Here is an 11,558-nt window from a genome sequence, read left to right as displayed (position 1 = left end):
GGTGAGGGCGGGACTGGGTTCCTGCCTGCGCAGGAACACGGTGCGCTTCAAGGAAGCGGACCGTCCGCCTTCCACCCACCGCTGTCTTTCGGGGAATAACCTTACGCCGCCCCGTCCGTATCCAGCGCATAGCCTGCCGAACGCACGGTGCGGATGATATCGTGATATTGGCCATCCGCGTTGATCGCCTTGCGCAGGCGGCGGATATGCACGTCGACGGTGCGCAACTCGATATCGCTGTCCTGTCCCCACACGCTGTCGAGCAACCGCTCGCGCGAGAAGACCCAGCCCGGATGCTCCAGGAAATGCTTGAGCAGGCGGAACTCGGTAGGACCGAGGGGGATCATCTGGCCGCCGCGGCGCACCTTGTGCCCCACAGTGTCCATCTCAACGTCGGAGAAGGTCAGCGTCTCCCCGGCCAGCGCCGGGCGCACCCGCCGCAGCACCGCGCCGACGCGCGCCACCAGTTCGCGGGGCGAGAAGGGCTTGGTCACATAATCGTCCGCGCCAGTCTCCAGGCCCCGCACCCGATCCTCTTCCTCGCCGCGCGCGGTCAGCATGATGATCGGCACATTGGCCGTACCGTTCATCCGGCGCAGGCGACGGCAGACCTCGATCCCGGACAGGCTTTCCACCATCCAGTCCAGCAGCACGATATCGGGCGCGTTTTCCTGGGCCAGCAGCAGCGCTTCCTCGCCATCGACGGTGTGGGAAACGTCGAAATCCTCCCGCTTGAAATGCCAGATGAGCAGTTCGGCCAGCGCCGCGTCGTCCTCGACCAGCAGCATTTTGGCTCGCGCCATGCTCAGTCCTCCTGGCTCTGGCCGCCGCGTTCGCGGTCGGGCAGGGTCTGGCCGGTGGCGGCGTAATAGACCATCTCGGCAACATTGGTGGCGTGGTCGCCGACGCGCTCGATATTCTTGGCGATGAACAGCAGATGCGCGCATTCGCTGATGGTCTTGGGATTTTCGACCATATAGGTCACCAGCGTGCGGAAGACGCTGTTGTAGAAATCGTCGACCACCGTATCGCGCTCGATCACCGCGACGGCCAGGTCGGCGTCGCGCGCGGCAAAGGCGTTCAGCGCGTCCTGCACCATTTCGCCCGCGACCTGACCCATGGAGGGAAGCAGCGCGATCGGTTCCTGCGTGCGCTGGTTGGCGGCGATCAGGGGAACGCGCTTGGCGATATTCTTGGCATAATCCCCGATCCGCTCGACCACGCCGACGATCTTGAGCGCCGCGATCACGTCGCGCAGGTCGTTCGCCATCGGCGCGCGCAGGGCGATGATCTCGATCGCCAGCTTCTCGACTTCCGCCTCGATCGCGTCGATGCGCTTGTCGTCCGCGACGACCTGCGCCGCCAGCACCTTGTCATGGCGTTGCAGCGCCAGCATCGCATTTTCGATCGCGGATTCCGCGCGACCGCCCATTTCGGCGATCAGACCGCGCAGCTTGTCCATTTCCTGATCGAACGCCTTGATCGTATGTTCAGCCATAGTCTTGTCTTTCCCCTGATCAGCCGTAGCGACCGGTGATGTAATCCTTGGTCCGTTCCGCCTTCGGATTGGTGAAGATGTCCGACGTCACGCCATATTCGACCAGCTCGCCCAGATGGAAGAAGGCGGTCCGCTGCGATACGCGGGCGGCCTGCTGCATATTGTGGGTGACGATCACGATGGCGTAGCGGCCGCGCAGTTCGTGGATCAGCTCCTCGATCTTGGCGGTGGCGATCGGGTCCAGCGCGGAGCAGGGCTCGTCCATCAGGATGACCTCCGGCTCGACCGCAATGGCGCGGCCGATGCACAGGCGCTGCTGCTGACCGCCCGAAAGCGCGGTGCCGCTGTCATGCAGCCGATCCTTCACCTCGTCCCACAGCCCGGCGCGACGCAGCGACTTCTCGACGATCACGTCCAGGTCCGCCTTGCCATGGGCGAGGCCATGGATACGCGGCCCATAGGCGATGTTCTCGTAGATCGACTTGGGGAAGGGATTGGGCTTCTGGAACACCATGCCGACGCGCGCGCGCAGCTGCACCACGTCCATGCTGGGGGCATAGATATCCTCGCCGTCCAGTGTGATCGTGCCTTCGACCCGCGCGCTCGCCACCGTGTCGTTCATGCGGTTCAGCGTCCGCAGGAAGGTCGACTTGCCGCAGCCCGACGGGCCGATGAAGGCCGTCACATTGTCCATGTCGACATCGATCGACACGCCCTTGATCGCCTGTTTCTCGCCATAGAAGACCTTGACGTCGCGCGCGGTCATCTTGGTTTCGGGCACCGGGGTCATGCTTTCCTGATTTTGGATCATCGCAGTCATCGCGGTTACCACCGCCTTTCGAACTTGTTGCGCAGGTAGATGGCGAGGCCGTTCATCGCGAGCAGGAAGACCAGCAGAACGATGATCGCGGCGGAGGTTTTTTCGACGAAACCCTTGGAGACTTCGTCCGACCAGAGGAATATCTGCACCGGCAGCACGGTCGCCGGATCGGCGATCCCGCCCGGCGGCGTGGCGATGAAGGCGCGCATGCCGATCATCAGCAGCGGCGCCGTCTCACCCAGGGCGCGGGCCATGCCGATGATGGTGCCGGTCAATATGCCGGGCAGGGCCAGCGGCAGGACGTGATGAAACACCACCTGGACCGGCGAAGCGCCGATGCCAAGCGCCGCGTCGCGGATGCTGGGCGGCACCGACTTGATGGCGTTGCGCCCCGCGATGACGATGACCGGCATGGTCATGAGCGCCAGCGTCATGCCGCCGACCAGAGCGGCCGAGCGCGGCAGATGCAGGAAATTGAGGAAGATCGACAGGCCCAGCAGACCGAAGATGATCGAGGGAACAGCCGCCAGATTGTTGATCGACACTTCGATAATGTCGGTCATCCAGTTCTTGCGCGCATATTCTTCCAGATAGAGCGCCGTGGCGACGCCGACCGGGAAACTCAACGCCAGCGTGACCAGCATGGTCAGCAACGTGCCCTTGAACGCCCCCCAGATGCCGACCTGCGTTGGATCGGTGCCGTCGCTCGCCGTCAGGAAGCTGAAGTTGAAGCCTGTGGAGAGCAGGCCGCCCTTGTTCAGCCGATCCACAGCCGCTTCGGCTTCCGGCGAACCCTTGCTCTTGGCGGCAAGGTCAACGGCGGTCGATGCGGGCAGCCTGATCGTCTCGGCGCGACCCAAAATCTTCGGATCGGCCTTGATCCGGTCGCGCAGCACGGTCCAGGCGGTGGGCGAAACCCACTCCTCGGCATCCGCGCCGAGCGCCTTCTTCACCACCTCGCCCGTCACCATCGGCAGGTTCGCATTGGCGAGCGCCTGATCGGTGATGGCATTGGGATCAAGCAGCAGCGGGGATGCGGGGAAGTCCACCTTCACCGCGATCTCGGTGCGGGTAAAGCCGCGCAGGCCGTTGCCCAGCATGCTGAACAGCAGGAAGGCGAGGAAGGCGGCCGAGAGGCCCACGGCCAGCAGGCCCGCCAGCTTGAAGCGGCGCTCGGCGGCGTAGCGCCGGGCAATCCGCCTGCGCATCGCATCCGACTTCCAGTCGGTGGGGAGGCGTTGGACGCTCATTCGTAAGCCTCGCGATATTTCTTCACGACCCGCAGGGCCACGATGTTGAGCAGCAGCGTGACGATGAACAGCACCAGACCCAGGGCAAAGGCGGCCAGTGTCTTGGCGCTGTCGAATTCCTGATCGCCGGTCAGCAGCTGGACGATCTGCGTCGTCACGGTCGTCACGCTGGCGAAGGGATTGAGGGTGAGATTGGCCGCCAGACCCGCCGCCATCACCACGATCATCGTCTCACCAATGGCGCGGCTCACCGCCAGCAGCACGCCACCGACCACGCCGGGCAGGGCGGCGGGGATCAGCACGCGGCGGATCGTCTCGCTGGTGGTCGCGCCCATGGCCAGGCTGCCGTCGCGCATCGACTGGGGCACGGCGGCGATGCTGTCGTCGGCCATGGAGGAGACGAAGGGAATGATCATCACGCCCATCACCAGCCCCGCGGCCAGCGCGCTTTCCGACGACGCGCCATGGATGCCGACCCTGACCGCAAAGTCGCGCAGGGCAGGGGCAATGGTCAGTGCCGCGAAATAGCCATAGACCACCGTGGGCACGCCCGCGAGCATCTCCAGCGTCGGTTTCATCCATTTACGGACGGTCGGGCTGGCATATTGGGTGAGGTAGATGGCGCTCATCAGGCCGAGCGGGATGGCGACGATCATGGCGATGATCGCGCCGATGAAGATCGTGCCCCAGAAGAGCGGCACTGCGCCGAAAGCGTCGTCATTGCCATAGCCCAGGGCGGCGGACTGCGGGCTCCATTTGGCGCCGAACAGGAAATCGACGGGGCTGACCATGGAGAAGAAGCGGAAGCTTTCCCACAGCAGCGAGGCGACGATGCCCAAAGTCGTGATGATCGCCAGCAAAGATGCGATCAGCAGGGCCGCCATCACCAGCCGTTCGACCCGCGTGCGCGCCCGGAAATCGGGGCGGACGCGGGTGAAGGCATAGGCGCCACCGGCAAAGGCCAGCACGATCGCGAGCGCCGCGCCCGTCAGACCATATTTGCCGATGGCGTCCCGATAAGGTTCGACCAACCCCTGCGAGAGCGGGTTGAACGCCCCCGCCTGCATCCCCGTGGCGATCGCCCGCGCTTCGCCCAATATGGCGGAGCGCGAGAAATCGTCGGCGGGCAGGCTCTGCGCCGCCGGGCTGCTCAGCACCGCTTCCGTGACGAGGCCGGGCGCCACATTCGCCCAGACCGCCAGGAAGATGCCGGCGGGCACCAGCGTCCAGAGCGCCACATACCAGCCATGATAGCCCGGCAGGCTATGCACGGCGTCGCGGCGGCCCGAAGCCCGCGCGGCACTTTGCAGCCGCATCGCACGGGCGCGGGCGCTGACCCAGGCTATGGCGCCCAGGCCAGCCAGCAACAGCAGGATTGCAGGACCGGTCATTTTCTCTTTCTTACTTCAGCTGCGAACCGTCGAGGACGGGCAGCGACTTGACCGCTTCGGCGCTGGCCTTGCGCACATCTTCCGGCGCCGCGACCATGCCGCGCTTCGTCAGCGCGCCATTGGGGTCCCAGTTCGCCGCGAAGCTGTTCAGATAGGCCTGAAGGCCGGGGATCGCGGTCATATGCGCCTTCTTGACGTAGATATAGAGCGGACGGGCGCCCGGATATTGGCCGGTCGACACGGTTTCATAGGTCGCCTCGATGCCGTTGATCGTGACATCCTTCAGCGTGTCCTTGTTTTCCTCCAGGAAGCTGTAGCCGAACACGCCCAGCGCATTGGGATTGGCGCCCAGCTTCTGGACGATCAGATTGTCGTTCTCGCCCGAGTCCACATATTTGCCGTCCTCGCGGATGCGGGTGCAGGTGGCCTTGAACTCGTCCTCATTCTTCTTCTTGAGTTCGCCCATCGCCGGATCGGTTTCGCAGCCCTTGGTCAGGATCAGCTCGGCCAGCGAGTCGCGGGTGCCGCTGGTGGACGGCGGCCCGAAGACGCTGATCGGCGTGGCGGGCAGGCTGGGGTCGACATCCTTCCAGGTCTGGGCCTTGTTCGCACCCTTGCCATAGGGATTGGCGGCCAGCGCCTCATAGACGATCTTGGGGGTCAGCTTCAGGCCCGGCCCGTTCTTCGCTTCGGCAAAGGCGAGGCCGTCGACGCCGACCTGGATTTCGATGATCTCCTTGACGCCATTCTTCTGGCAATCCTCGAACTCCGACTTCTTGATGCGGCGCGATGCGTCCTCGATATCGGGATGCTGGGCACCGACGCCCGCGCAGAACAGCTTCATGCCGCCGCCGGTGCCGGTCGATTCGATGATTGGCGACTTCATGCCCGGATTGCCCTGAACGAACATTTCCGCAATCGCCGTGGCGAAGGGATAGACGGTGGACGAACCGACCGCGCGAATCTGGTCACGCGTGCCGCCGGCCGCGCCGCCGGACTGCTGGCCGCATCCGGCGAGGGTAAGGGCGGCCGCGGCTGTGGCAGCCATCAGGGCGAAATGCTTCACGGGTAATCTCCTTCGTCAAAAAGGCCGCGATTCGCAGTCGCCGCCCCCCTCTGGGACGCGCCGTAGCCGCGGTACGTCGCGCCTTTGTGACAATCGGATTGCACTTTTATGACAATGGCGCCGGAAGCGCCGCCTGTCGTCGTCTTTTTTTGCTCAAGCCTTTCCCACAACGGTCTTTTCCTCCACCGCCATGCGGGGGAGCAGGATGGTGATGGTCGTGCCCTTGCCCAACACGCTGGCAATATCGAGTCGGCCGCGATGCCGCTCCACGATATGCTTGACGATGGCAAGGCCAAGGCCCGTTCCACCCACCGCCCGGCTACGGCCGGAATCGACGCGATAGAAACGCTCGGTAAGCCGGGGCAGATGATCCGGGCCGATGCCTTCGCCCTCATCGGTGACGCACAGGCGCGTCATGCCGCTCGGCCCTTCGTTCAGCGTCACGCGGATCGGCGTGCCCGCGCGTCCATATTTGACCGAATTGCCGACCAGATTGTGGAGCAGCTGCGACAATTGCGCGCGGTCGCCCTGCACGGCGGGCAGGTCGGGGGCGATTTCCATCTCCACCTCGCGCCCGCGTGTCCCATGGCTGGTGCGGAACACGCCGACCACTTCGGCCACCAGTCCGGACAGGTCCACGGCGCTGTCGGGCACGCGATATTTCTCCGCCTCGATGCGGGAGAGGGAGATGAGGTCGTCGATCAGCCGCTGCATCCGCCGCGCCTCGCCGTCCATGATCTTCAGGAAGCGCTGCCGCGTTTCGGTATCGCGGCCCAGATCGGGATCGGCCAATGTCTCGATGAAGCCCAATATCCCGGCCAGCGGCGTGCGCAGTTCATGGCTGGCATTGGCGACGAAATCGACGCGCATCTTCTCGGCCGCATGGGCGCCGCTATGGTCGGCCAGATGGACCAGCCGACGGACGTGGCCGTCCTCGCCCACGGGCGCGATCCGCATCTGCCAGCGCTGGTCCCGCGTGCCCAGGCCCACCAGCTCGATCATCACCGGCTCGGCCATCGGCGCCTGACTGGCCAGCCGCTCGGCGGCGGCGGGGTGACGGATGGCGATGCGGGCGTCCTCGCCTTCTATATGCGCGCCCAGCAGGCGCTGCGCGGCGCGGTTGGCGGCGACGATCCGGCCCCGCTCGATCAGCATCAGCGGATCGGAAATGCCCTCCAGCAGCCCCCTGAAATCGGGATGGGCGACGATGTCGGCGGTTTCCGCGACCGTTGCGGGCAGCCCTGACGCCCGGCTTTGTCCGCCCGCCGCGATGATCAGCACCGCCAGCCCCGCCAGCACCGGCAGGATGATGTCGATCGGTCCCGCGCCGATCATCAACGCCCCCCCGGTGGCCAGCAAAAGGACGGCAAGCGAAGCAGTGATCTGGGAGGCGGTGAGGCGATTCATGGTTACCATGCTGGATTTTCGGCGCATTTGCTGCATAAGGCTGCGGCACTAGCCTGCAATTTTTACATTTTGGCAAGCGCGATAGCGGATCAGGATGACATGAGCGAGCCATTGCCTCCCCGGAACAGCGCCGAGTCGCAGGACGATGGCTTTGCGGTGCCTTCGCGCCGTCAGTTGCTGATGGGCGGCGCGATGGCGGCGTCGGCCATTGTGTCGATCCGTCCGGCGCTGGCGAATACGGCGGCATCGGTCCTCAACTGTACCATCCCCGTGCCGGATCAGGGCCGGTCCGCCACTTATATCGCGCCCAACGGGCAGACCGTTCCGGCGGGCACGCAGGGCGCTTTCCCCGGAGCGGGGCAGGGCTTTACCGGCGAGCAGGTCCGTCAGGCGATGCGCGGCGGCCGCCTGCCCGGGACGAGCTATGACCAGAATCAGGCCTATCTGAACTATATCCGCCGCCTCCAGTCGGGGACGAGCGGCTTCACCTGCTACGCGTCGCTGCAAATGCCCCGCTGACCGAAAGCGCGCTTCCCCAGCCGAACTTTTACGGATCGCCCGCGTTGACGGCGTCGAAACTTCGACGATCCCGTCCCACGCAGCAAGGGCGACCCCATGTTCCATACACCCCATTGGGTGACGCAAAATTGTTCGGTCGCAATCTATCTCTATGAACCCGGCGATGGCGGCCTGGATCGGGTCGCGATCCTGCTGGCCAATCATCTGCTGAGGCGCGGCATCGACGTCGAATTGTGGATGACGCGGACGGACGGCCCCGCCGCGGTGCTGATCGATCCGCGCCTGACGGTGCGCCGGGTGCCCGCTCCGCGATTCAGGCGGCGATTGTCGATGATCGCGCAATTCCCGGCGTTGGCGGCCATGGTCCGGCGCCACCGGCCCGATATCCTCTATTCGGCGGGCAATCAGAGCAACATGCTGTGCGCTTTGGCCGCGCTCGGCACGGCGACGCAGGCGGTTTGCCGCATTTCCAACCCGATCGTTCGCCCGGGCCAACGGGGGATGTCGGCGTGGATCAGGCGTTGCCGCTTCCGCGCCATTGCCCGTGCCAGCGCGATGACGATCGTGATGGGCGAAGCGGACCGGCAGACGCTGGGCGCGGCGGGGCCTTTGTCCGGACGGCAAGTGACCCTGCTGCCGCGCCCGACTGTGACCCCGTTGCTGGAACAGGCGCGGCAGGGTCGGACGGTGCCGACGGATGCCCCGCGCCGTTTCCTGATGGTCGGCCGCCTTTCCAAGCAGAAGGATCAGGCGATGGCCCTGGCGGCGCTGGCGCGTCTGCCGCATCTCGACTGGCGGATGAAGATCGTGGGGCAGGGGCCGTTGCGAGACAGTCTGGAACGGCTGTGCGAGCGGCTGGGTATCGCGGAGCGCGTCGAATTTCCGGGCTTCATCAGCGATCAGTCGAGGCTGGCCGCCTTGATGGCGGAAGCGGACCTGCTCCTGCAACCGTCGCGCTGGGAAGGACTGGTCGGCACGCTGATCGAGGCGCTGGGCTGTGGAACCGGCGTGGTGGCGACGGATTCGACGCCGAATATCCGCCCCGTGCTGGCTGCGGCAGCGCAGCATCCGCCGGTTGCGGTAGGCGACGCGGCGGCCTTCGCCAGGGCCATCGAATGGGCGCTGGCTCACCCCGCGACGCCGCAGTGTTTGGGCGATGCCGTGCAAAGCTATCGCGTCGGGCCAGCGCTGGACGCGCATCTGCGGGCCTTTGCCCGGCTGGTCCGCGACGACGGCCTGCGCTGGTCCGGCGCTGCGCAAAATAGCCTGTTGCGTTAGGCACTTGTCTACTTCTGGGCGCTAGGGTGGCGCGATGACGACCCATCGCCGCTACTGCCAGCATTGGGAAGATGCGCTGATTGCCTGCACGCTGGAGGATATGGTGCTGCTCTATCACCGGCCTTCGGGGCAGACGCATATGGTGATCAGCCCGGTGCCGGAGATACTGGCGACGCTGCGGGACGGCGCCGCCCTGACGGCGGGCGAAGTCCATGCGGCGTTGGCGGAGCAATATGATCTGGGCGCGCCCGAAGAGGCGGCGGCCGGGATCGCCGCGCATCTGGACGAGCTGACCGCACTGGGACTGGTTGCCATCGCGTGAAGCATGCGCTGTCCCTGAAGATCGGTCCGGCTACCTTTCGCATCGGATCGGCCTGGCGCCAGCCGGTCGAGGCGCTGGCGCGGCTCTATGCCGATTATCCTACGCCTCTGGATGAAGTCGCGGATTTCACCGTGCGGCTGGAGCCGGCGGGCCTGTTTCGGCGCTGGTTCCGGCCCTCCATCTTCATCACCGGCGATCATGGGCTAGCCGATGCCGCGCCGATGAGCCTTGGCCATGGCCTGCTCGCGGCGGAAATGGGGATGAACCTGCAAATGGCGCTGGGCTGGCGGCGGCATCTGCTGCTGCATGCCTCCAGCGTCGAGAAGGACGGGCGGGCGCTGGTGATGACCGGCGAGTCCGGCTCGGGCAAGTCCACCCTGGCCGCGCAACTGGGCGAGCGGGGCTGGCGGCTGATGGGCGATGAATTCGCGCTGCTCGATCTGGAAACGGGCGCGGTCCTTCCTTTCCCAAGACTGGTTTCGCTCAAGAACCGCGCGGTCGGCGTACTGGCGGAGGAAGTGCCGCCGGCGCGCATGGGGCCGCTGCTCGCCGGGACGGCAAAGGGGGATATTCGCCATCTCATTCCCCGGCGCGATGCGATCGGGCGCATGGGGGAGGGCGCCATGCCCGCGCTGCTGCTGTTCCCGCGTTTCGGCCATGGCGCTGATGTCCGCGCCGTGGGACAGGGTGAGGTCTTCATGCGGCTGACCCAGGCTTCGACCAACTATGTTGCCTTGGGCGAGCCGGGTTTCGCGGCGCTGACCCGCTTCGTTGCCGGCGTCCCGGCCCGCGCCATCGATTTTCCGTCGGGGGAGGAAGCCGTCGCCTTGGTCGATCGGCTGTGGGAGGAGCTGGCATGAGCGCGCGGCGGCTCGTGCGGGTCATGCGCGATCCCGGCGGCGTGGCGGCGCTGGATGCGCGGGGGTGGAACGGCCTCATTGCCATGGCGCGGGCGGAACGGCTGATCGGCACGCTGGCGCTGCGGTTGGGCGACCGGCCCGTGCCGGACCCGGTGCGCCCGATCCTGCGCGACGCGCGGCTGGATGCGGAGCGCGAAGCGCGGCAGGCGCTGTGGGAAGCGGATCGGGCTGCGGAGGCGCTGGCGGGGCTCAACGTGCCGGTCGTGCTGCTCAAGGGCACGGCCTATGCCGCGGCCGGGCTGAGCGCTGGGCGCGGGCGCTTCATCGGGGATCTCGACATATTGGTCCCGCGCGAGGCGATGGGACCGGTGGAGGAAGCCTTGCTGCGCGCGGGATGGGAGTGGGTGAAAGACGACCCCTATGACGACGCCTATTACCGGCAATGGATGCACGAACTGCCGCCGATGATCCATGCCGCGCGGGATCGGATGATCGACGTGCATCATACCATATTGCCGCTGACCGCGCGGCAGACGCCGGACGCCGGGGCGATGCTGGCCGAAGCAGTACCGATTACCAATGAGTTATATGTGCTTTCGCCCGAGGACCGGGTTTGCCACGCGGTCGCGCATCTGCTGGCCGATGGCGATCTTGCGGGCGGCCTGCGCAATTTGTGGGATATCCATTGCCTGCTGGAGGGGCTTGATCGGCAGGCGGTCGAGGCACGAGCGGCCCGGCACGGCCTGTTGCCCCACATGCGGCAGGCCTTGCGGCTTGCGGCGGCGCTCTATGGCGATGGAGCGCGGCTGACGCTGTGGGATCGGGCGATGCTGGCCCGGTTGCTGGCGCGGGACGAATGGGGGCGGGAACGACGCAAATGGCTGCGCTTTGCCTTTTATCTGCGCTCCCACTGGTTGCGGATGCCCCCCGCAATGCTCGCCCGGCATTTGTGGGCGAAGTGGCGCAAGGGGCATCGGCCGACATAAGCTGGGAACGGGCCTTTAGCTGCTGTTCTTGGTCAGAAGTGGACATTTTCCGACATCCCCACCCTCGTCACCCCGGACTTGCTCCGGGGTCCCGCTGCCTTTCCGGATGTGCGCTCAAGAAGAAAAGCGGGATCCCGGATCAAGTCCGGGATGACGAAGCT

The 11,558-nt window shown here is 65.9% G+C and carries 12 protein-coding genes; 5 read left to right on the top strand and 7 right to left on the bottom strand.

Annotated features, from left to right (window positions below; genetic code table 11):
* Positions 1-101: 101 nt before the first annotated feature.
* The 7 genes from phoB to RUH75_RS22170 form a co-directional block, all read right to left on the bottom strand.
* Positions 102-803: a phosphate regulon transcriptional regulator PhoB gene (gene phoB / locus RUH75_RS22200; RefSeq protein ID WP_313809371.1), complete on the bottom strand. Its 702-nt coding sequence runs from the start codon at positions 801-803 to the stop codon at positions 102-104.
* Between the two features lie 2 nt (positions 804-805).
* Positions 806-1,498 (bottom strand): phosphate signaling complex protein PhoU, encoded by a 693-nt coding sequence (phoU, locus tag RUH75_RS22195; RefSeq protein WP_313809370.1) that lies wholly within the window; start codon positions 1,496-1,498, stop codon positions 806-808.
* A 19-nt stretch (positions 1,499-1,517) separates the two neighbouring features.
* Positions 1,518-2,318: a phosphate ABC transporter ATP-binding protein PstB gene (gene pstB, locus RUH75_RS22190; protein ID WP_409592417.1), complete on the bottom strand. Its 801-nt coding sequence runs from the start codon at positions 2,316-2,318 to the stop codon at positions 1,518-1,520.
* Positions 2,319-2,323: 5 nt separating this feature from the next.
* Complete coding sequence (gene pstA, locus RUH75_RS22185) at positions 2,324-3,568, bottom strand: phosphate ABC transporter permease PstA (RefSeq protein ID WP_313809369.1); 1,245 nt, start codon at positions 3,566-3,568, stop codon at positions 2,324-2,326.
* Positions 3,565-4,959 (bottom strand): phosphate ABC transporter permease subunit PstC, encoded by a 1,395-nt coding sequence (pstC, locus tag RUH75_RS22180; protein WP_313809368.1) that lies wholly within the window; start codon positions 4,957-4,959, stop codon positions 3,565-3,567. The genes pstA and pstC overlap by 4 nt, the downstream gene beginning before the upstream one ends.
* 10 nt (positions 4,960-4,969) lie before the next feature.
* Complete coding sequence (locus RUH75_RS22175; RefSeq protein WP_313809367.1) at positions 4,970-6,025, bottom strand: substrate-binding domain-containing protein; 1,056 nt, start codon at positions 6,023-6,025, stop codon at positions 4,970-4,972.
* Between the two features lie 153 nt (positions 6,026-6,178).
* The gene (locus tag RUH75_RS22170; protein ID WP_313809366.1) at positions 6,179-7,432 is read right to left on the bottom strand and encodes an ATP-binding protein; all 1,254 of its coding nucleotides are present in this window, start codon (positions 7,430-7,432) and stop codon (positions 6,179-6,181) included.
* 99 nt (positions 7,433-7,531) lie between these two features.
* Between RUH75_RS22170 and RUH75_RS22165 the strand changes: the two genes are divergently transcribed.
* The 5 genes from RUH75_RS22165 (at position 7,532) to RUH75_RS22145 (ending at position 11,397) form a co-directional block, all read left to right on the top strand.
* Entirely contained in the window at positions 7,532-7,951 is a 420-nt protein-coding gene (locus RUH75_RS22165) for a hypothetical protein (protein WP_313809365.1), read from the top strand.
* Positions 7,952-8,047: 96 nt separating this feature from the next.
* Positions 8,048-9,229, top strand: a complete 1,182-nt coding sequence (locus tag RUH75_RS22160) for a glycosyltransferase (RefSeq protein WP_313809364.1) — start codon at positions 8,048-8,050, stop codon at positions 9,227-9,229.
* A 34-nt stretch (positions 9,230-9,263) separates the two neighbouring features.
* A complete protein-coding gene (locus tag RUH75_RS22155; protein WP_313809363.1) occupies positions 9,264-9,551 on the top strand; it encodes an HPr-rel-A system PqqD family peptide chaperone in 288 nt (95 codons plus the stop codon).
* The gene (locus RUH75_RS22150) at positions 9,548-10,411 is read left to right on the top strand and encodes an HprK-related kinase A (RefSeq protein ID WP_313809362.1); all 864 of its coding nucleotides are present in this window, start codon (positions 9,548-9,550) and stop codon (positions 10,409-10,411) included. The genes RUH75_RS22155 and RUH75_RS22150 overlap by 4 nt, the downstream gene beginning before the upstream one ends.
* A complete protein-coding gene (locus tag RUH75_RS22145; RefSeq protein WP_313809361.1) occupies positions 10,408-11,397 on the top strand; it encodes a nucleotidyltransferase family protein in 990 nt (329 codons plus the stop codon). Before RUH75_RS22150 ends, RUH75_RS22145 begins: the two co-directional genes overlap by 4 nt.
* Positions 11,398-11,558 lie beyond the last annotated feature (161 nt).

This window comes from Sphingobium sp., assembly GCF_032153725.1.
Taxonomy (GTDB): domain Bacteria; phylum Pseudomonadota; class Alphaproteobacteria; order Sphingomonadales; family Sphingomonadaceae; genus Sphingobium.
Note: the sequence above shows the minus strand (reverse complement) of the source record. Positions and strands in the feature narration are given on the sequence as shown.